This window comes from Halorhabdus sp. SVX81, from assembly GCF_029207715.1.
Classification (GTDB): Archaea; Halobacteriota; Halobacteria; order Halobacteriales; family Haloarculaceae; genus Halorhabdus.
Genome location: NZ_CP104322.1, coordinates 1,529,372 through 1,549,880 on the forward strand (window position 1 = coordinate 1,529,372; position 20,509 = coordinate 1,549,880).

At 63.1% G+C, this 20,509-nt stretch carries 19 protein-coding genes; 10 read left to right on the top strand and 9 right to left on the bottom strand.

Features of this window, described 5'->3' with window-relative positions; translation table 11 throughout:
- Position 1: 1 nt before the first annotated feature.
- From SVXhr_RS07645 to panB, 3 genes are all read right to left on the bottom strand, one after another.
- Positions 2–2,266, bottom strand: a complete 2,265-nt coding sequence (locus SVXhr_RS07645) for a CDC48 family AAA ATPase (RefSeq protein ID WP_275736625.1) — start codon at positions 2,264–2,266, stop codon at positions 2–4.
- A complete protein-coding gene (locus tag SVXhr_RS07650) occupies positions 2,263–2,490 on the bottom strand; it encodes a hypothetical protein (protein ID WP_275736626.1) in 228 nt (75 codons plus the stop codon). The genes SVXhr_RS07645 and SVXhr_RS07650 overlap by 4 nt, the downstream gene beginning before the upstream one ends.
- Before the next feature lie 136 nt (positions 2,491–2,626).
- Positions 2,627–3,433, bottom strand: coding sequence for a 3-methyl-2-oxobutanoate hydroxymethyltransferase (panB, locus tag SVXhr_RS07655; RefSeq protein WP_275736627.1), 807 nt, complete (start codon positions 3,431–3,433; stop codon positions 2,627–2,629).
- A gap of 77 nt (positions 3,434–3,510) precedes the next feature.
- Between panB and SVXhr_RS07660 the strand changes: the two genes are divergently transcribed.
- The gene (locus SVXhr_RS07660) at positions 3,511–3,783 is read left to right on the top strand and encodes a DUF5822 domain-containing protein (protein ID WP_345799477.1); all 273 of its coding nucleotides are present in this window, start codon (positions 3,511–3,513) and stop codon (positions 3,781–3,783) included.
- A gap of 19 nt (positions 3,784–3,802) precedes the next feature.
- On the opposite strand, the gene SVXhr_RS07665 is transcribed toward SVXhr_RS07660, so the two are convergent.
- Positions 3,803–4,339, bottom strand: a complete 537-nt coding sequence (locus SVXhr_RS07665) for an HAD family hydrolase (protein ID WP_275736628.1) — start codon at positions 4,337–4,339, stop codon at positions 3,803–3,805.
- Between the two features lie 44 nt (positions 4,340–4,383).
- Positions 4,384–4,992, bottom strand: a complete 609-nt coding sequence (locus SVXhr_RS07670; protein WP_275740897.1) for an undecaprenyl diphosphate synthase family protein — start codon at positions 4,990–4,992, stop codon at positions 4,384–4,386.
- A gap of 102 nt (positions 4,993–5,094) precedes the next feature.
- Here SVXhr_RS07670 and SVXhr_RS07675 point away from each other — a divergent pair, with 102 nt between their 5' ends.
- Both SVXhr_RS07675 and SVXhr_RS07680 read left to right on the top strand, forming a co-directional pair.
- A complete protein-coding gene (locus tag SVXhr_RS07675) occupies positions 5,095–6,438 on the top strand; it encodes a DUF92 domain-containing protein (protein WP_275736629.1) in 1,344 nt (447 codons plus the stop codon).
- Between the two features lie 3 nt (positions 6,439–6,441).
- Positions 6,442–6,885: an N-acetyltransferase gene (locus SVXhr_RS07680; RefSeq protein WP_275736630.1), complete on the top strand. Its 444-nt coding sequence runs from the start codon at positions 6,442–6,444 to the stop codon at positions 6,883–6,885.
- On the opposite strand, the gene dnaG is transcribed toward SVXhr_RS07680, so the two are convergent.
- Complete coding sequence (gene dnaG / locus SVXhr_RS07685) at positions 6,882–8,396, bottom strand: DNA primase DnaG (RefSeq protein ID WP_275736631.1); 1,515 nt, start codon at positions 8,394–8,396, stop codon at positions 6,882–6,884. The two genes, SVXhr_RS07680 and dnaG, sit on opposite strands and share 4 nt — an antisense overlap.
- 293 nt (positions 8,397–8,689) lie before the next feature.
- On the opposite strand from dnaG, the gene SVXhr_RS07690 reads away from it, so the two are divergent.
- From SVXhr_RS07690 to SVXhr_RS07700, 3 genes are all read left to right on the top strand, one after another.
- Positions 8,690–8,902 (top strand): DUF3311 domain-containing protein, encoded by a 213-nt coding sequence (locus SVXhr_RS07690; protein WP_275736632.1) that lies wholly within the window; start codon positions 8,690–8,692, stop codon positions 8,900–8,902.
- Between the two features lies 1 nt (position 8,903).
- On the top strand, positions 8,904–10,382 hold the full coding sequence (locus SVXhr_RS07695; protein WP_275736633.1) for a sodium:solute symporter family protein: 1,479 nt from the start codon (positions 8,904–8,906) through the stop codon (positions 10,380–10,382).
- Positions 10,383–10,602: 220 nt separating this feature from the next.
- Positions 10,603–11,520 carry a DUF6293 family protein gene (locus SVXhr_RS07700; RefSeq protein ID WP_275736634.1) on the top strand — a complete coding sequence of 306 codons (918 nt, stop codon included), beginning with the start codon at positions 10,603–10,605 and terminating at the stop codon, positions 11,518–11,520.
- Here SVXhr_RS07700 and SVXhr_RS07705 read toward each other — a convergent pair.
- Together SVXhr_RS07705 and SVXhr_RS07710 are read right to left on the bottom strand one after the other, a co-directional pair.
- Entirely contained in the window at positions 11,517–11,852 is a 336-nt protein-coding gene (locus tag SVXhr_RS07705; RefSeq protein ID WP_275736635.1) for a glutaredoxin family protein, read from the bottom strand. The two genes, SVXhr_RS07700 and SVXhr_RS07705, sit on opposite strands and share 4 nt — an antisense overlap.
- A 107-nt stretch (positions 11,853–11,959) precedes the next feature.
- The gene (locus SVXhr_RS07710) at positions 11,960–12,199 is read right to left on the bottom strand and encodes a BolA/IbaG family iron-sulfur metabolism protein (protein ID WP_275736636.1); all 240 of its coding nucleotides are present in this window, start codon (positions 12,197–12,199) and stop codon (positions 11,960–11,962) included.
- A gap of 274 nt (positions 12,200–12,473) precedes the next feature.
- On the opposite strand from SVXhr_RS07710, the gene SVXhr_RS07715 reads away from it, so the two are divergent.
- The 4 genes from SVXhr_RS07715 to SVXhr_RS07730 all read left to right on the top strand — a co-directional run bounded on the left by SVXhr_RS07715 (position 12,474) and on the right by SVXhr_RS07730 (position 19,402).
- The gene (locus SVXhr_RS07715; protein ID WP_275736637.1) at positions 12,474–15,191 is read left to right on the top strand and encodes a valine--tRNA ligase; all 2,718 of its coding nucleotides are present in this window, start codon (positions 12,474–12,476) and stop codon (positions 15,189–15,191) included.
- 238 nt (positions 15,192–15,429) lie between these two features.
- Entirely contained in the window at positions 15,430–16,881 is a 1,452-nt protein-coding gene (locus SVXhr_RS07720) for a hypothetical protein (protein WP_275736638.1), read from the top strand.
- The gene (locus tag SVXhr_RS07725) at positions 16,878–18,080 is read left to right on the top strand and encodes a hypothetical protein (RefSeq protein ID WP_275736639.1); all 1,203 of its coding nucleotides are present in this window, start codon (positions 16,878–16,880) and stop codon (positions 18,078–18,080) included. Before SVXhr_RS07720 ends, SVXhr_RS07725 begins: the two co-directional genes overlap by 4 nt.
- 41 nt (positions 18,081–18,121) lie before the next feature.
- Positions 18,122–19,402 (top strand): P-loop NTPase, encoded by a 1,281-nt coding sequence (locus SVXhr_RS07730; RefSeq protein ID WP_275736640.1) that lies wholly within the window; start codon positions 18,122–18,124, stop codon positions 19,400–19,402.
- A 29-nt stretch (positions 19,403–19,431) separates the two neighbouring features.
- Here SVXhr_RS07730 and SVXhr_RS07735 read toward each other — a convergent pair whose 3' ends face one another.
- Positions 19,432–20,127, bottom strand: coding sequence for a P-loop NTPase (locus SVXhr_RS07735; RefSeq protein WP_275736641.1), 696 nt, complete (start codon positions 20,125–20,127; stop codon positions 19,432–19,434).
- Positions 20,128–20,509 lie beyond the last annotated feature (382 nt).

Below are 20,509 nucleotides of genomic sequence, written 5' to 3' on the forward strand. Positions count from 1 at the left end.
GTTACTGGAAGGTCTTGCCGACCTCGGGTTCGTCGAGTTCGTTCTCGCGTTTGTCGAAGCGCTGTTCGATCTCCTCGTATTCCTCACGGGTCTCTTCGTCGACGCTGGGGCCGACCTCGTTTAAGGCATGTTCGAAGTGACTCTCGTCGATGAGGACGTTCCCCACACTGTCGTCGACCTCCTCGGGGTCGACGCTGTGGATGAACTCCCGGGTGGCAGCCATCGCGGCCTCGCGGGCGACCGCTTCGATGTCGGCACCGACGTACCCGTCCATACGGGCCGCCAGGTCGTCGAGATCGACACTCTCGGCCACCGGCTTGTCGCGGGTGTGAACCTCGAGGATCTTTCGGCGTGCTCCCTCGTCGGGTACCGGGACGTGAATGTGCCTGTCGAGCCGGCCGGGGCGGATGAGTGCGGCGTCGATGAGATCCGGGCGGTTCGTGGTCGCCACCACGACGACGTCCTCCAGATCCTCGAGCCCGTCGAGTTCAGTCAGGAGCTGGGAGACGACGCGTTCGCCGACGCCCGAATCGCCCATGTTACGGCCGCGCTCGCCCGCGATCGAGTCGATCTCGTCGAAGAACACCACCGTGGGTGCGTTCTCCCGGGCCTTCGAGAAGACCTCGCGGACGCCCTTCTCGCTTTCCCCGACGTACTTGTTCAGGAGTTCGGGCCCCTTCACCGAGATGAAGTTGCTCTGGGCCTCGTTGGCGACGGCCTTCGCGAGCAAGGTCTTGCCGGTCCCGGGTGGGCCGTACAGGAGCACGCCCTTGGCGGACTCCATGTCCATCTGCTCGAAGACCCCGGGGTACTCCAGGGGCCACTGGATGGTCTCTCTGAGACGTTCGGTGGTGTCTTCGAGTCCACCGACGTCCTCCCAGGAGACGTCCGGGACTTCGACGAACACTTCCCGGAGCGCGGAGGGTTCGATGCCCTTCAGCGCCGCTTTGAAGTCGTCCCCGGTGATCTCCAGGTTTTCGAGGATCTCGGCGTCGATCTCGTCGGCTTCGAGGTCGATCTCCGGACGGATGCGCCGGAGGGCGTTCATCGCGCTCTCCTTTGCGAGTTGCTCGATGTCAGCACCGACGAAGCCGTGGGTCCGCTCGGCGTACTCGTCGATGTCGATCTCGTCGTTCAGCGGCATCCCGCGGGTGTGAACCTGCAAGACCTCCTTGCGACCCTTTTTGTCGGGCACGCCGATCTCGATCTCGCGGTCGAAGCGGCCGCCACGCCGGAGGGCGGGATCGAGCGCATCCAGGCGGTTGGTCGCGCCGATGACGATCACGTCACCGCGCTCCTCGAGGCCGTCCATCAGGCTGAGCAGCTGGGCGACGACGCGACGTTCGACGTCGCCGCTGGTGTCGTCACGCTTGGGGGCGATGGAGTCGATCTCGTCGATGAAGACGATCGACGGGGCGTTCTCCTCGGCCTCGTCGAACATCTCCCGGAGCTGCTCTTCGCTCTCGCCGTAGTACTTCGACATGATCTCCGGGCCAGAGATCGTCGTGAAGAACGCGTCGATCTCGTTGGCGACGGCCTTGGCCATCAGCGTCTTGCCGGTCCCCGGTGGGCCGTGCAGTAGCACACCCTTCGGCGGCTCGATGCCCAGCTGGTTGAACAGTTCGGGATGGCGCATCGGCAACTCGATCATCTCCCGGACCTGCTCTAACTCGTCGTCGAGCCCGCCGATGTCCTCGTAGGTCACGTCGGGCGTCTGGCGGGCGTCCTCGGGTGCCTCACCGGTGATCTCCTCGGCCGGCTGCTGGCTAACCTCGATTTCGGTCTGCTCGGTGACGACGACCGTCCCTTCGGGATCAGTCTCGGCGATCTTCAGCGGGATCTTCTGGCCACCGACACTGGAGACCGGGCCGAGTCCGAGCGAGAAGGGGACCGTCTGGCCGGTCGTCACGGCCTGCCCGGAGAGTTTGTTCCGGACGTGGGGGCCGATGTTTCCGCGAACCCGGAGGTTCTGGGGGAGGGCGACCGAGATCGAGCGGGCGGGCTTGACGTCGGCCTTTTCGACGTCGATTCGATCGTCGATGCCGACGTCAGCCTCCTGGCGGAGCTGGCCGTCGATCCGGACGACGCCGTCGCCGGTGTCCTCGGGATAGCCGGGCCAGACCCGCGCGACGGCGCGGCCCTCGCGCCCTTCGAGAACCACGTAGTCGCCGTTCTCCAGGTCAAGTTGCTCCATCGCCGCGCGATCGATCGCGGCCAGCCCGCGGCCGGCGTCCTTCTGCTTGAGTGGCTTGACGGTGAGTTTCATCGTTTCACCTCGATAGTAAGGACGCCGTTTTTCATAAACGCTGTCACGTCATCGTGGTCGGGAACGGCCACGTCGTACTGCTCGTCGTCAGTGACGACGATTGCCGTGTCGCCGACCACGTCAACGGCGCCGTCGCGGCCGATATCGGCCACAAAGGTCGTCGCATCCTCGTAGTCGAACCGGCGGATCGCCGCATCGCCGACCGTCTGCTGTTCGAGTTCCATGCTAACCTTGAGTTAGTTCTAGTAGTATTTAAACTTGTCGCCAAATTCGACTCCACGTGAGGGCATATTCGAAGTTGAGTGGAAAAGCGGTTCACACCATACAGTCAGTGGAGATCGGGGTCCACTGCAACGGGGGTCAGTCGAGATCGAGATCCTCCGCAACGTGGCTGTGTTCCCCGGATGGGAACTGTCCGTCCTCGACGGCAGCAACGTAGTCATCGAGTGCGTCGGTGTAGGCCGAACGGACCTCGCCGAACGCCTCGGCGAAGGGAGGGGTCGATTCGCTCAGACCCACCGCATCGTCGACGACCAGCACCTGGCCATCACAGTCCGGGCCGGCACCGATCCCGATCGTCGGAATGTCGAGTTCGTCGGTGACAGCCGCCGCGAGGTTCGCGGGGACGTGTTCGAGCACGAGTGCGAACGCGCCGGCGTCCTCGTGGGCTACCGCGAGATCACGGATCTCCTCGGCCGCGTCCTGGGAAGTGCCCTGACGGGTGTATCCCAGCCGGTTGACGTGCTGGGGAGTCAACCCGAGGTGGGCCATGACCGGGATGCCGAGATCAGTCAGGCGCTCGGTCAACTCGACGGTATGGGGGCCGCTCTCGAGCTTGACCGCGTTCGCCCCCGCCTCCTTGAGCAGCCGGCCGGCGTTCTCGATCGAGTCGCCACGGTCGGCGCCGATACTTAAAAAGGGAAGATCCGTGACGACCAGCGCGTCGTCGGTTCCCCGGACGACCGCCGCCGTGTGACTTGCCATTTCTTCCATCGTCACCGGGAGTGTCGAGTCGTGGCCCAGTACCACGTTCCCGAGGCTATCACCGACCAGAATCACGTCGACGCCGCTCTCTTCGACCAGTTCGGCCGTCGTCGCGTCGTAGGCAGTGAGCATGGTAATCGGGTCCTCACCAGCCATCGCCCGGAGATCTCGCACCGTGGTCATGCGTAGTATTCCGTCACGGCTCGCTATTACGCCTTCGGGTCAGCCAGAACGATCCGCTCGGCCGGACCAAGCTGTCGGTGACCGACAGACGCAAGAACACGGCCGACACAAACGAAATTGTGGCCGAACCGAGTGCGCGTACGGATCCGGATGGTGTCGATTACGGGTGGGTCCTTCAGACAACGTTCGTCGTCACCATCGTCGTCGGCGCGCCGATCGTCGCCGTCCTCTCGCTCGACCAGTCACTGCCGACGTGGACGACGCGGGCGACCTTCGCCATCCGTGTGGGTGCGGTCATCTGGTTTCTGACCGCAGTCGGCGTCTTCGCGTACGCACGGCATCAATCCTGAGTGGCGGAATCGTTATCGCCTACCCGTCGATCCTGTCTGTGACATACTGAAACGCCATCCCGGCTCGCTGGGCTGTCCGCTCGTCTTTCGCCGAATCGCCGACGAACAGGGTCCGACTGGGCTCGACATCGAGCCGGTCCGCGATAGCCAACAGCGGCTCAGGATCGGGTTTCTGGGCCGAAAGCGTATCCCGGCCCACGACGGTATCGACGGCGTCAAGCAGATCGTGCCGTTCCAGCGCCGTGCGAACCGCCGCCTCGGCGTTCAGCGAGCAGACGCCGACCGGCACGTCGAGCGGAAGTTCGGCCGCGGCGGGCAATCGTTCCGCCGTCCGTGCGCCGACACGTTCGTGCGTCGCGACGACGTCAGTTGCCACGTCCAGTATCCCGGCAACTTCGGCGCGTTCGAGTAACTCCCAGAGACTTGCCCCCGTAGTGTCGATCCCCCGATCGCTGAGGCGGGACGCGACCTTCTGGGTCACCAACGTCCAGTCGACATCGAGCTGAACGAGGGTCCCGTCGAGGTCATAGATCACCGCCTCGTGCACCACTGTCATGCCATTGCATACGTCACCACGTCCCAAAATTGCTTCGTCACAGTTCAGCGGCCGAAACGCCGCTGACGCCGCTGGTAATCCCGAATGGCTCGAAGATAATCTCGCTCCCGGAAGTCCCGCCAGTTGACGTCGGTGAAGTACAGTTCCGAATAGACGGATTGCCAGATCATGAAATCGGACAGTCGTTCGGCTCCCGTCTTGATCACGAGATCCGGGTCCGACCGGAAGACCAGCCGGCGTTCGATTTCGGCTTCGTCGATGTCCGCGGGATCGAGTTCGTCAGCCTCGACCTCCCGGGCAAGTCCCTGGACGGCGGTCGCAAACTCGTGTTTTCCACCGAGTCCGATGCTGATCTGAATCGGCGCGTCGGCCCGGTGGTCGTCGCCGGGACCGCGGACCGCCATGTCCCGCGAGACGTCGATCGATTCGAGTTGCCGACGCAACGTGGGCACGGCGGCTTCATCGAGCACACTGACATAGAGGATAAGCTCCCGGGCACCGTATTCAAACGCCCACTCCAGGACGGATTCGAGGATGTCGTAGGCTCCCTGCTCCAGGAGATCCTGCTCTGTCAGAACGATCGCGACGCGTTCCGGGATTGCAGCGTCGCTCAGCCGGATTCGCGTCGCGAGATAGCGGTCGTACAACCCCACGAGGACGGGTTGGCTGCCGACCAGTAAGAAGGTCACGGGATGGGATAGCGAGGACGACCGCGGGTCGGAACTGGTAAGTAGCTCTCGGGGAAACCGCCGGTAGTGACTTCCGCGCTCCGACGTGCGTCAGCGTTCGCACTCGTCGGGTTCGCGAGTGTGATCGCTCCCGTTGCGAACCGATTGTTCTCCCCGAACATCGGGACACTTCTGGCTGTCTCGCCGTTTTTGCTCCTGGCTGGGGGGTTGCACTTCGTCGAGTCGGGCGTCGTCTTCGAGTTGTTCGCGCGACCTGGCGACCGCCGGGATGGACAGCTCTACGGGCTGGCCGGCTTTTCGCTCTCGATCGCCGCACTCGTTTTGCTGGCGTTACAGTTCGACATGCCAGTGGCCGTTCCGGTGGCGGCCACGATGATCCTAAGCGTCGGCAATGTCGGCGCACGGCTGGTCCGGGCCACTGGCCGGGAACCGATCGCGGCGACGGCCGGTTTTGTCGTCGGTGGGTTCATCGCCGGTCTGGGCGGATTCGTGCTCTCGGGGTCGATCAGCGGCATGCTCCCCTCGTTCCCGGTGCTCGTCTTTCTTGCAGCAAGCGGTGCCTTGCTCGCCGCATTGCTCCGCTCGATGCTGTTCGAGCGCGACGATCCGCTGGTAATCCTGTCGGTTGGACTCCTCCTGTGGCTGTTTGCGGACCTTTCGATCTCGGTGACGACAACCGGCATCGCGATCGCACTCGGCATCACGGTCGCACTCGGATACGTTTCGTATGCCCTCGAGACGGCGTCGCTCCCGGGCATGCTGACCGGCGTCCTTCTGAGCCTGTTGACGATCGTTATCGGTGATTACGGCTGGTTCGCCATGCTCATCACCTTCTTCGGCGGCGGCGGACTCGCGAGCAAGTTCAGGTACGACGAGAAGGTTACCCGGGGCATCGCCCAGGAAAACGAGGGTGCCCGAGGGAGCGGCAACGTGCTCGCGAACTCGCTGGTGGCGCTCTTTGCTGTCCTGGCTGCCGCGGCAAGCCCGCGACTGACTGGTGTCCATCCAGACCTGTTTCTGTTCGTCTTCGCTGGCTCGGTCGCAGCAGCGATGAGCGATACGCTATCGAGTGAGTTCGGTGGCCTCTACGACGCGCCGCGACTCATTACCACGTTCGAGCCGGTCGAACCGGGCACCGATGGCGGCGTGACGTGGCAGGGTGAACTCGCCGGCCTCGCCGGTGCCGCCGTCATTGCCGCCATCGCGTTCGTCGCCTTCGACACGATCACCGTCGGTGGCGCCGGCGTGATTGTCGCCAGCGGATTCATCGGCATGACCGTAGACAGCGTGCTGGGAGCGACCATCGAAGGGCAGTGGGTTGGCAACCAGGGCGTGAACTTCCTCGCCACGCTTTCGGCCGGGGTCGCCGGGGCCGCCCTTGCACTCGCCACGAGTATCGTGGTGGTGTGACGAATGGTGGCCCAGCCCACTGTGGACCTCAGAGACGTGCGACCCGAGGATCACGAACACCTTCGCCCAATCCAGAACGCTGCGATCGACGAACCGTCGCCCCAACTCCTCAGGGCCGCGGTCGACGGCCTCGGGATCGGCCTCGTTGCCGTCAGCGATCGACCGGTGGGATACGTCTTCGCGCTGGTTGGCGAAACCGCGGCGTATGTCCCCGAGATCGCCGTCGATCCGGCCCACCAGCGGCGGGGCATCGGGACTGCCCTTCTCGACGGCATCGCCGAGCGAACGGCCAAAGCGGGGGCCTCGGCGCTTCGAGTGACTGTTCGCGTCGACGACGAGCGCGCGCGGGCCTTTTACCGGACACACGGCTTCCGCGAACACGAGCGCTTGCCGGAGTACTACGGGACGGAGCCGGCGGCCGGAGTGGTTCTCTCCCGTCCGCTTTAGGCCGCTCCGGGAATCGTCACACGGACCGACGCCGGCTGCTTGACGAGATCGCCACGCTCGCTGGCGACGATCCGGGAGACCCCGCGTTGTGCGGAGACATCCAGTAGACGCTGAGTCACCGGGCCGTCGATGACGACCGTCCCGGGAACCGGGTCGGCGTCACGGATCGTGCCGAACGCCTCCTCGACCGGGGCTTCCGATAAGGTTGCCAGTGATTCATCGAGTAATCTGACCGCGCCGGAGGACTCGCCGATGACAGTCCGGACGTGATCTTCGAGTGATTCCGCGACGGTGAGCACCTCGTCAGTCTCCTCGGCATCCGACTCGGGCGTGACTTCGGTTCCGTCGATCTCCTTGCTTTCCGTGTCATCCTCGGAGAGAGTCCCATTGGCCGTCGTCGTTTCGACGACTGCCTCCCCGTCGCTGGGAACGGGCACCGCTTCGCCACCCTCCGTCGTGATCGTGTCATCCGTCACATCATCGCCGTCGGCTGCTGTCCCGTCGAGGGCCGGAGGATCCTCGCCAGTACTGTCAGCACCCGAGCCATTCGCTTCAGCGTCCGCGATGGCTTCCGGTGATTCGTCGCTCCCGCCTGACGTGCCAGTTTCATCCGGGGACGACTCCTTCGATGAGTGCTCGGCCGTTTCTCCCGTTGTAGAACCCTCGTTGTCGGGGCTGTCGGGGGCGATATCCTCGAGGGACCCCTCGCCATCGGTGACAGACTCGTAGGGGACTTTCTCCCGAAGGGCGTCGGTAACGTCAGTCCGCGAGAGGTCCTCGACCGACCGGCCGGCCGGAGCAAAGGCGACGTAATCGACGCTGCCGACCTGTGCGAGTTCCTTCAGGATGAGATCGCCGCCGCGGTCGCCGTCGAGGAATGCCGTCACCGTCCGATCGTGAGTTAGTTCGGCGATCGGGTCCGGGACGTTCGTCCCCTCGACGCCGACAGCGTTCTTGATCCCGTACTGGAGAAGCGTCAAGACGTCCGCTCGGCCCTCGACGACGATGATCGCATCGCCGTCGGCGACTCTCGGACCTGCCGGGTATCCCTTGTACTCGGTAATACGTTCGACGCGGGCCCGGCGGCGAACCTCCTCGACGAGTTCGTGACTCGACATCACTTCCTCGTCGAAGCGCGCGAGCAACTCCTCGGCACGGTCGACGATCTGACGACGTTTTGCTGTCCTGACATCTTCGAGCTGCGTGATTTCCAAGGTCGCGCGACAGGGACCGACCCGATCGATCGCTTCCAGGGAGGCTGCCAGGATCGAGGTTTCGACGCGGTCGAGTCCGCTGGCGATCGTCACCTCGCCGATCGAGCGACCGCTTTCGGAATCGATCGTGACGTCGATGCGGCCGACCTTCGAGGATTCCTGTAACGTCCGGAGGTCGAGTTCGTCGCCGAGCAATCCTTCGGTCTGGCCGAAGATCGCGCCGACGACGTCACTCCGCTCGACCACCCCGTTGGCTTCGATCTGTGCGTGGATGAGATATTTCGCTGAATCTTGCATTGATGATCTGCCCGTCGTGCGGGCGTGATGTGATTGCCATGACCGAATCCATGGACGAAACAAGGTACGTGACGAGCCAGCAAATACCTGTCGGGAGAAAGACAGACGACGGATGAAGTGTCTGCATGCGGGACTATCGGAGCCCCGCCCCCGTGGACCACCCCTCTCAACCATAATATGACAACTGAGTGTGAAAAGCGGTACCGGGTTTTGAATAGGTATTTTTATCAATAGTCTACATTGATGGGTGGTAGTAACTGTTAAGCCACTCTATCGGCAACACACGTCTACAGATGGCCGAACGGACCGTCGCGTTGTTTTGGGGGGTCGTGACACTCGTCCTGAGTGGACTTGCGATCCCGTGGTTCCTGTGGGGCACCGACAATATCGTTGCCGGCCTGCCAGTGTGGCTGTGGTGGCACGTCGGCTGGATGTTCCTGACGTCGCTCGTCTTCTACACATTCACCAGACACGCGTGGGGTGTCGGCGTCGAGAGGGGTGTCTGAGATGGCGAACGTCGCCCTGCAACTCGGGATCGTCGTCGGCTACTTGCTGCTCGCTCTGGGCGTCGGGTTGGTCGCGTATCGGCTGACCGAGCGCTCGGCGGAGGACTACTACCTGGCGAATCGGACGATCGGAACAGTCGTGCTCCTCTTTACGACCTTCGCGACGCTGCTGTCGGCCTTTACGTTCTTTGGCGGTCCCAATCTGGCGTTCTCGGCCGGGCCGGAATGGATCCTCGTCATGGGGCTGATGGACGGCGTCATCTTCGGGATCCTGTGGTACGTGATGGGGTACAAGCAGTGGCTGATCGGTCGGAAACACGGCTACGTCACGGTCGGTGAGATGCTGGGCGATCGCTTCGACTCCCGGGCTCTGCGTGGACTCGTCGCCGGGATCAGCCTCTTTTGGCTGCTGGAGTACGTCATGCTCCAGCAGGTCGGGGCCGGCCGGGCGCTGGAATCGCTCACTGAAGGGGCGATCCCGTACTGGGCGGGGGCGACCTTGATCACCGCGTTCATGATCGGGTACGTCGTCCTCGCGGGGATGCGCGGCGTCGCCTGGACAGACACGTTACAGGGCGTGTTCATGCTCGTCCTCGTGTGGGTTGCCCTCGCCTGGATCGCCGTCTCGGCGGGTGGCCCCGGCGAGTTGACGGCGGCGATGGGCGAGGCCAACCCCGAGTTCCTCTCGCTTGGCGGCGGGCTGTACTCCCCGCAGTACATGCTCTCGATGGCGATCGCGATCGGCTTCGGCGTCGCGATGTTCCCCCAGATCAACCAGCGCTTTTTCGTCGCCCGGAGCCAGCGCGTCCTCAAACGGTCGCTGGCGCTGTGGCCCCTGCTGGTCATCCTGCTTTTCGTCCCCGCGTTCATCCTCGGGGCGTGGGCGACGGGACTCGGGGTCACGCCCAACGCCCGGGGGAACATTCTCCCGCCGTTGTTGAACGCCTACACGCCGACGTGGTTCGCCGCCCTGGTCGTCGCGGGCGCGATGGCCGCGATGATGTCCTCGAGTGACTCGATGTTGCTGTCGGGATCGTCGTACCTGACGCGGGACCTCTATCGCCCGTTCGTCGATCCGGACGCCAGCGACCGCCGGGAGGATTTCGTCGCCAGGTTGGCAGTCGTCGCCTTCGCGCTGATCGCACTGGCGATGAGCCTCGGGACGAACCTGACGCTGATCGAGATCGGCGCGACGGCGTTCAAGGGCTACGCCCAGCTGACTCTGCCCGTGCTGGTCGCGCTGTACTGGCGCGGGACGACGCGTGCGGGGATGCTCGCGGGCGTCGGTATCAGCCAGGCGTTCTACCTGCTTGCGACGTTCACCGACCCCGTCCCGGCAACCTACGGGGGTTGGCAGGCTGGGCTGATCGGGATGGGAATCGGTCTCGTGGTGACGGTCGGCGTCTCGCTGGTCACCCGTGCCGCACCCGAGGAGAACGCCGATCGGTTCCTCACGCCAGAGAGTACCGACGCTGACTAGGGGCCCTCGCAGCCATCACCGAGTACCAGTGAGGTTCCCAGCGTTTCACCCACCACATTCGTCCAGAACAACCAGCGAGTCGAGGACAGACAGGTCAAAATTCCGGTGAGCTACCGATTTGGGGATCAGATTCTTCAAAAATAGATTCGACGATGTATTCTTCCGACATTCCGCGACGTATGAGACTGGTTTTTTATCAAACCGGCCCGACATAGCGAGTATGCAAACACACATCGTCCCGGTCGGCTTCGATTACGACCGGCTCATCGCGCCGCTGGTCCGGGAGCAACGTACCGTCGATCGTGCGATCCTGCTGGAGGGAGCCATCGGCAACGAGGCCAACGCCGAGTACTCCCGACTCCTGACCAGTCAACTCGAAAAGGACTTCCAGAACCTGCTGGGTTCGAAGACCGAGCGCATTCTCGTCGAGGACGTCTACGATTACGACGCCGCCTTCGAGCAGGGCTTTTCGCTCATCAGCGACGAACTCGACCGGGAGCCCGACGCGGAAGTCTGGCTCAACATCTCCGCGATGCCCCGGACGGTCAGCTTCGCCTTCGCGACGGCCGCCCACTCGATCGCCGTCGAACGTGAGGGGGACCGTCACCGGATCCACACCTACTACACGGCCCCCGAGAAGTACCTCGAAACGGAACTCGCCGAGGAACTCCGCAAGCAGATCGACCTGCTCGAAGACCTCACGGACGATGTCGACGACGATCTCGTCGAGAAGCGCCTGGGAAGCGCACGGGATCTCATCGAGGAGTTCGACGAGCGCGGAACGACGATCGGGGCCAAGGAAATCAACGGCAGCTACATGGTCGAGATCCCCGTCGCTTCCTTCTCGAACGTCAAGCCTTTCGAGGAACTCATCCTCTTCACCCTGGGCGAACACGGCGAATTTGAGTCCGTCTCAGAGCTTGCCCAGGCCCTGGCCGTGGACCTCGGCGAGGAGTACACCGACAGCTTCCGGTCGAAGGTGCTCTACAACGTCGATCGCCTCGGGCCTGGCGGCAAAGGCTACATCGAGCAGGAAGAGCACGGCAAGTCCTACCGGACGCGGCTCTCACGCATCGGTGAACTCTGGGTACGTGCCCACTCAGGGGAACGCCCTGACCGCGCGCCGGCAACCGATTAGGGCGCTAGCGTCTCGGCGAGGTCGCCTCGCTGCTCGTGTTCGGCGAGAATGTCGCTGCCGCCGACGAACTCACCGTCGACGTACGTCTGTGGGATGGTCTCCCAGCCGCTCTGTGCTTCGAGCGCAGCCCGGTACTCCGGGAGGGAATCGAGGACATCGACAGTCTCGAAGTCCTCACAGTGGGCGCGTATCAACCCGACCGCTCGCTGGGAGAAGCCACACTGCGGACGCTGTGGCGTCCCCTTCATGAACAGCACCACATCATTTGCTTCGATCACGCCCTCGACGTGTTCAGTGACAGTTTCGGCGTCAGTGGGAGTCTCAGTTGACATCGTCAGATTCAGCGCATCGGTCCGCCTATGACTTGGGGAACAGTCAAGGCCTGCCTCTTTCTGCGACGTGCTATCAAATACCGTATATTGCTGGCCTGCGGGATGCCTCACTCGGCTTCCTCGGGCGTCCGGGTCGTCACCTTCAGGGCGTGGATCTCGGTCGTCAGGGCGTCCTCAAGCGCGTCATAGACCATCTCGTGTTGCTCGACGAGTGTTTTCCCGGCAAAGGCAGGCGAGACGACGGTGGCTGCAAGATGTTCGGTGTCGTTCGGCCGCGGATGGGTGACAGTCGCAGTCGCATCGGGGATCGCGTCCTCGATACGGCGTTCGACCTCAGCGGGTTCCATATCCGTGCTGGCCGACGGGCGGCCAAAGGGGTTGCGCTCGTGACAATTTGTGGCAGGCTGGCCAGCCCAGGAGGCGACCGTCGGGTCGAACACGAAACACTCAATCCGGATGAACTCACAGGGAAAGATATGTCACGCGTCCCGTCCGGCGTGGGCTCCGGATCGACGAATACGCAGTCTGCTCGTACCCCTCCCGTAGTAGGGGCGGCATAGCCCCACAGCTCCTTCTCACAGTCACGGACGGATCGCACGACGACCACTGACGCCACAAACCATGAGTACGGAACACGATACTGACGACGAGCCGACCGACGAATCGACACCTGACCCCGCACTCGCAGGGGACTACGATCCCCGCGAGACCGAGCCCAGATGGCAGGACTACTGGGTCGACAACGACGTCTTCGCCTACGAGGAAAGCGAGACGCCCGACGCCGACACCCAGTTCACCATCGACACGCCGCCGCCGACCGTCTCGGGCAGCCTCCACATGGGCCACCTCTATCAGTTCACCCTCCAGGACTTCGTCGCCCGGTTCCGGCGGATGACCGACGACACCGTCTACTTCCCCTTTGGCTACGACGACAACGGCATCGCCTCCGAGCGACTCACCGAGCGCGAACTCGGGATCCGCCACAGCGACTTCGAGCGCCGCGATTTCCAGGAGAAGACCCGCGACGTCTGTGCCGACTACGAGGCCGACTTCACCGAGGATGTCCAGTCCCTCGCCATCTCGGTCGACTGGGATAACACGTACAAGACGATCGAACCCCGCGTCCAGCGCATCTCCCAGCTATCGTTCCTGGACCTCTACGAGCAGGGCAAGGAGTACCGCCAGCGCGCGCCGACGATCTGGTGTCCGGACTGTGAGACCGCCATCTCGCAGGTCGAACAGGAGGATACCGAACAACACACCACATTCAACGACATCGAGTTCCCGCTGGTCGAGGACGGGAACGGCGAAGCTGACGACGGCGAGACGCTGACGATCTCGACGACGCGGCCCGAACTCCTGCCGGCCTGTGTCTCGATCTTCGTCCACCCTGATGACGACGCGAACGCTCACCTCGTCGGGGGGACCGCTGAAGTCCCGCTGTTCGGTCAGGAAGTCCCGATCATCGAGGACGAGCGCGTCGACTTAGAGACCGGCAGCGGCGTCGTCATGTGCTGTACCTTCGGCGACCAAACTGACATCGAGTGGTACCAGGCACACGACCTGCCCCTGCGGATCGCCATCGACGAATCGGGAACGATGACCGACCGCGCCGGCGAGTACGAGGGACTGTCGACGACCGAGGCCCGCGAGGCTATCATCGCCGATCTCGACGACGCGGGACACCTCCTGGAGAGTCGGGATCACCACCACTCGGTCCAGGTCCACGAGCGCTGTGAGACCGAAGTCGAGTATCTCGTGACCGAGCAGTGGTACGTCGACATGCTCGACTCCACCGAGGAGTACCTCGAGGCTGGCCGGGAGATGGACTGGTACCCCGAGAAGATGTTCACCCGGTACAAACACTGGATCGAGGGACTCGAATGGGACTGGTGTATCTCCCGCCAGCGTGACTCGGGTATCCCCTTCCCGGTGTGGTACTGCCAAGACTGTGGCGAACCCGTCTTCGCCGACCGCGAAGACCTGCCTGTCGATCCACTCAGTGACGACCCGCCGGTCGATAGCTGTCCGGAATGTGGCGGCTCGGACTTCGAGCCGGAGAGCGACGTCTTCGATACGTGGGCGACCTCCTCGCTGACGCCGCTGATCAACGCCGGGTGGGATTGGCAGCCTGCCGACGAGTCGGCAGAGACAGCCGACTCGGTGGACGCCGGAGAATTCACCTTCGACAACCCGGAGCTCTATCCGATGAACCTCCGGCCACAGGGCCACGACATCATCTCCTTCTGGCTGTTCCACACCGTCGTGAAGTGTTACGAGCACACCGGTGAGATCCCCTTCGATACGGTGATGGTCAACGGGATGGTACTCGACGAGAACCGCGAGGCGATGTCGAAATCGAAGGGCAACGTCGTTTCGCCGGAGGCAGTCCTCGAAGACTTCCCCGTCGACGCCACGCGGTACTGGGCCGCCGGAACCTCGATCGGCGACGACTTCCCGTTCAAGGAAAACGATCTCGAGGCCGGCGAGCGCCTGCTACAGAAACTCTGGAACGCCTCGAAGCTCGTCGATCAGCTCGCACCCGGAAACAATTACGAGGAGCCCGAGGACCTCGCCGCGATCGACGAGTGGTTGCTGGCCAAACTCGACGCAACGGTCGGGAGCCTGACCGAGAAACTCGATACCTACGAGTTCTCGAAGGCCCGCAACGAACTCCGGACGTTCTTCTGGAATACGTTCTGTGACGACTACCTCGAAATCGCGAAACAGCGCAACGACGAGTCGGCGGCTTACACGCTTGTGACTGCCCATAGAACCTTCCTCAAGCTGTTCGCGCCGTTCCTGCCACACGTCGTCGAAGAGATCTGGCAGGCCAAATACGCCGAGCAGGTCGACGCGGCGTCGATCCACACGACCGACTGGCCCGAACCTCGCGGCTACGACGCCGATCTTGCCGCGGGCGAGACGGCGATGGCGACGATCGCCGCGTTGCGGTCGTACAAAACCGACCACGACATGGCGCTGAATGCGGATCTCGACCGCGTCGAAGTCTACGGCGATGTGACCGGTTTCGAATCGGCCATCCAGCAAGTCATGCACGTCGACGAGATCGCGGTCGTCAAGGACGATCCCGAGATCAGTACCGAGATCGCGGATATCGACCTCGATTACGCCACCGTCGGACCGAAGTACGGCGAGAAAGTCGGCGACATCGAAGGCGCCCTCGCGACCGACGAGTACGAACTCGACGGCGAGCAGCTCCGCGCCGGCGACGTGACGCTCGAAGCCAGCGAGTTCGAGGTGCGCGAGGAGCACACCTACGCTGGCGAGGGCGAACTCGTCGAAACCGAGGACGTAGCCATCGTCGTCCAGGCATAGAGACTGGGTGGTTTCGGGGCACACAACGAGGGCCGATTTTTCGATTGTCGGTGTGACCGCTGGACAGTCCGGACGTTTATATCCGAAAGTCAGGCGAATAGGTTCTGTTAGCGACGGAGGGCAACACAAACCTTCCGTCGTCAGTTGGGTGAGCGATGCATATCGAACAAACCTCTCCGATGGCCGGGCGACAGGACCGACGAAAGGACGAATCACGATCGAAGCGAGACTCCCGCCGATGACGGCGACCGCGCTTGCGATACTGCTGGGCGCAGGCTTCGGTCTCATTGTCGGGACCATCGTCGCCGGCACAACGGGAAGCATCGGGTTCGCCAGTCGATACGACAGGGGACATCAGCTGTCGACCGGTGCCGTCGTCGTTGTGGCGGGTTTGCTCGTCGGCGTCCTGTCTCTCCTGATCGTGACCGTCTCGCCGGGGATCGAATTCACTGCGACCGAACAGTACCACCTGTCATTCCCAACAGTTCGGGCGATGGTGGGTTTCGGTGTCGAACACGCGCCGTTTGTAGGCGTATTCGGGGTCGTGTCGACGCTGCTTGGAGTGTACGGGTACAGCCAGGGTGACCGGATCGCCGGCGATATGCCGGCAACCGAGACGTCCCCGGGATACAATCGACGAGCACTAGCTCCGAAGACAGTGGCCTCGGCTGACGCGACCGGAAACATCTCTCTCGACGTGACCCGCGATAACCGGCATGTCGAGAACGGCTACTCACTTTCGCGGGGACAGTGGCATGCCATCGAATCCCGGGCCTGGACAGTCCCGGTCGATCTGCCGATCGTGGAACTCGAATCGAGACTTGCGGCTCGTATTCAAACGACGGTCGGCGTCGATGTCTCCGCCGTTTCGATAGACCAGCAGGGACGAGCAACGGTTACCGCCGAACACTCCTCGAAATCGGTCGGGCCACAGTTGTCCGACGGGCAACGGGCAGTCACGGTGCGGACAGTCGTCCCCGCCGAACTGCAAGCCGGCGATCAGGTCACCCTTGTCAGTGACGCAGACACTGTCGACGGTGTCGTTCTCGGGGTCGGTTCCGCTGGGCATCTGATCGATCCACCAGCGACCCAGCAACCGGAGACGTACCACGCCGGACCGGTGTCGCCGTCCGCTGGCCGGGCTGATCGAAGCGAAACCACCATCGAACAATCGGATCCCGCGACCGGCGAGGACCGTCGGGTTTCGGTTGCCGTCGATGTCGATGACGTCACCACGATCCTGACGTCGACGGGCGTCGATCTGTACGTGAACTCGTGTGATTCGAACGGGGCCCGCGGCGCATTTAGACAGTTGCAGCGCGCCGGACTGATTGTCCAGCACGTGACGGTCGACAAGCGGACCCGGGAACAGCTCGACGACCACGCCGGCGATATCGAGATCCTTGCATATCGTCGCCCGGCGGAATCGGGGGACCCAACTGCCTGGCAGTTCCGAACCGGCGAGCAGTCCGCACGCGTTGACGAATCCGACAGACCGATAGCTGAAAGTGAAGCCGACGGTGTGTCAGATCACTCCGAGAACCCACAACCGTCAGCAGCCGATACGACTGCGGGCGATATCGAGCCATCAATTCCGCCAGGAACGGAGGTATTCGTGATCGGCAACGAACGTGTCCTGGCTCGACTCGCTGATGGCAAACCGGAGCTAGCCACGGGGGAAGCCCAATGACGGTTGCGTTGCTTCCTGTGATCGGCGGTCTGCCGGGAGAACCCGCGCAACTCTCGGCGCTCGTCTCGCCGACCGTGCGCTCCGCAGCGATCAGTCTCGTCGGCTTCGCCGTTCTCGCAGTCCTCACAGCCGGCATCGGAGCGGTCGCCTATCGGCGTCTCACATCGCGACCGATACCTCTCGGCACGGCCATCCTCCTTGGCTGGGTGTCCGTGGCAACCTGGCTTACGGCCCGAATTGCGGCCGGGAGCGCCATCGTGTCCGATCTATCGATCGTTCTCGATGCAACCGGCTATTTTCTGCTCGCGGCGTTCGGCCTGAGTGGCGCTGTGTCGGTCGGCGGCCGACGACTTGGGGATGCCATCGCCGGTGAGGTCACCGAGAGTCCACCCGACGAGCAGTCCGAACAGACGGCAAAGAGACGGCGCTCGGCGAAACAGGCTACAAGCGTTGAGCTGCCTGACAGGATCCGAACTCGATCCGGAAGCGAGCCCGTCGAAGAGGATCTGAAACGCGAACTCGAAGGGGATACGTGGCTGTTTCCGAGTGGACTCCCACCCGCAGCACTCGAATCGCGCTGCCGAGAGCGACTTGAACGGGACTACGGGATAGACCGTGTTGGGATTGAACTGTCCGAAGACGGTGATATACGACAGCTCGCTATCGGGTATGAGCCGTCCGGGTTGAGTGTCACCCTCCCTCCCCGAACAGTCGGTGTCGCGATCCGAAATGCAATGGTTCCGGACGCGGCACCTGGCGATCCGGTCGAGCTATGGACGGCCGACGAGGAACGCGTCGAATTCGCCGGCAGCGCCACACTCCATTCGACACCTACCGATACCGCGACGCTCGTCCTTCCGGAACAGGCAGCCCGGACACTCGGCGATATCGATGGGTACAGCCTCACGACGAAACCGGCAGTCCCAGACGACGTCACTGAGTTCCTGTCCGTCCTGCGGGCCTGTGACCACTCGATTACGATGCTATCGATCAGTTCGGGAGAACCACTGGAGGGCGAATTCGTCGGCTGGGTGGCTGTCGACGTGCTCGCGATTGTCAGGGACAGTACGGTACTCCCATTCCCTGACGAAACCGAAACACTTCGAAGCGGCGACGACATCTACGTCTTCGGCGGCCCGGCCGCGTTCGAATCGCTTGGGACGTTCGAGCGTGAGCGCCGATCGGAACTTCGGGATTGAGACGGCTGTAGTTTATATTCCGAAACGAACCCATAGGCCCCATGCTCGCAGTCGCAGGGACAAAGGGAGGCTGTGGAAAGACCACAACAGCCATCGGCATCGCCGAGGGGTTCGCTCGGGCGGACATCCCGGCAGTCGCCATCGACGCGGATCGACAGCTGCCGAACATCCACGTCATCGGTGGGGTCGACCGGGAGCCGACGTTCGCTTCCCTCGCTGACGGCGACGGACTCTCAACGGTGTCACCGAGTCCCCGGGAACCGACGGCCGGCCTGCTTCCGGCACCGTTACCCACCGAGGACGTCGCGCTCGAATCCGTGCTCGATCGCCTCGCAAACAGCTCGGTTCGGACCGTCGTCGATTGCCCATCGGGTGCTGGCCCGGACGCCGTCGATCCCCTCTCAGCCGCCGACCGTGTCATCGTCGTCACGACGGACACGACCCGAAGTATCGAAGGGGCAAAAGCGACGATCGACATGGCCGACCGTCTCGACGTCCCCGTCGCCGGGATCGTCCTCAATCAGTGTGATCGTGTGTCGCCGTCGCTTGTCGAAGCCATTGACCAGCCGATTCTGGCAGCGATCCCTGACAGGGAATCACCACTCGAACATCCGGAGACGTGCGAGGCCTACGATCGGATCGCATCGGAACTCAGCAACCGATGGGCTGTGACGAACGGGTCACCGGCAGCAGCCGATCGGCTCACGACCGGTATCGAACCACTCGATGCAGCACTCGGCGGTGGCATTCCACACGGCAACGTCGTCGCCGTACTCGCGGAGCCACCGAGCCAATCCGAGCAGCTTCTCTACGCGCTGACGGCCGCCCGCGGCACGTTATATCTCACCGTCGAACGCTCACGGTCGCATATCGAGGAATCGATCGACACAGCCCCTGTCACCGCCGGGAATCCGTCGATTCGACAGCTCGATGCCCCTGCTGTCTTGTCCGAGGCGAACGACTATGTCGAAAGCCTGCCGGATGGTGCCAATCTCGTCATCGACTCGATGGATGCCTTCGAGCGAACCGATCGCGAGCAGTTTCAGGCGTTTATGAACGGACTCGCCGAGCACGTGAGACGGACTGAGTCGATCGCGTTCTTGCATTGCCTCGATAGCGAAAACCCGCCCGATCTCAGACCGCTGACGATCCACTTTGCAGATCTGGTCCTCGAGTTCGAGGCGTCGATGGACGTCACCGGAATCTCCCAGCAGGTGACCGTGCCCAAGGTCCGTGGCGAGCCACTCCCTGCGGAAACGATCGATCTTGATCTCGTCGCCGAATCAGTCCTCCCAACTCGAAGTCCCTCTCACGGGGACTGAATAGGGGGTCGGATCCGGAATCCGGCACATCACTGAACCCACCGGCCGTCGATCCGATGGCGACACTCCGCTAGACTCGCTGCGAGTTCCTCAAATCGTTCGACTGGGAAACTCTCGGGAAACGCATCACGAACGGGCACCCAATCTTCCTGAGCCCTGTGAATAGTCGTCCGCTGGGGGACGTAAGTCACAGGAGCGTTGAATCGTTTCCGGACCTCGGTCCGGCGTCGTTCGTACGTGGATTCGTCGGTCTGATTGAGAACGACGGCAACCACTGGGGTCTCGAGCTTGGCGGCGAGGTCGCGCGTCCGCGCTGCGTTGGCCAGTGCCGCCTCGCTCGGGTTCGTTACGAGCACCACAACGTCCGCACTCGCGATCTCACTGCCGACGTCTCGCGCCAGGCCGGCGGGGCAATCGATGACGACCGGACCAGACATCCGTTCGAGTCTTCCGACGACCGTCTCGAATGCCTGGAGATCAACTGCACGAGCCCCCTGAACAGTTCTCCCACAAGGAAGCAACTCCACGTTCCAGAACTCCTCGACCCCATCCATTGGATCGGCACGGCCAGCAAGCACGTCGTGAAGATCCGGACCGGTGCCACGAGGTAGGTCTGCAGTCGAGAGATCCCCATCGACCACGACGGCATCCAGTTCCGCAGCCAGATTCAGTGCGACCGTCGACTTGCCGACGCCGCCCTTGCCACCAGCGACTGCAACGATCATTGCCGATTTCGGACGATGTCCCTGGGCGGCCGCCACTCGTCAAGGTCACGAAGTACCGCCCCGGCGTCGTTTTCGAAGTCTGCTGGCGTTGCTCTGCGGATATCGACGACGGCTATCGGCGGGTCAGATGGTGTCGTCGGACTCGCAAAGCCAACTCCACGGGACTCTCCGGGCTGTAAAGCCGACTCCCAGCGGTCCCCATCCCATTGGGGCGCAGACACAGTCCCATACTGGGGGTGCCAGGTTGGGCCCGCAAGTTGACTCGCAAGCCGGATTACCTGGGCTGTCCCGCGCGTGTTCGTGACTGTCGCCTGGACGAACGTAACTCCCTGTTCAACCGTCGTGTCGGCGTTCAATTCGACCATGTGTGAGTGAAAGCTCC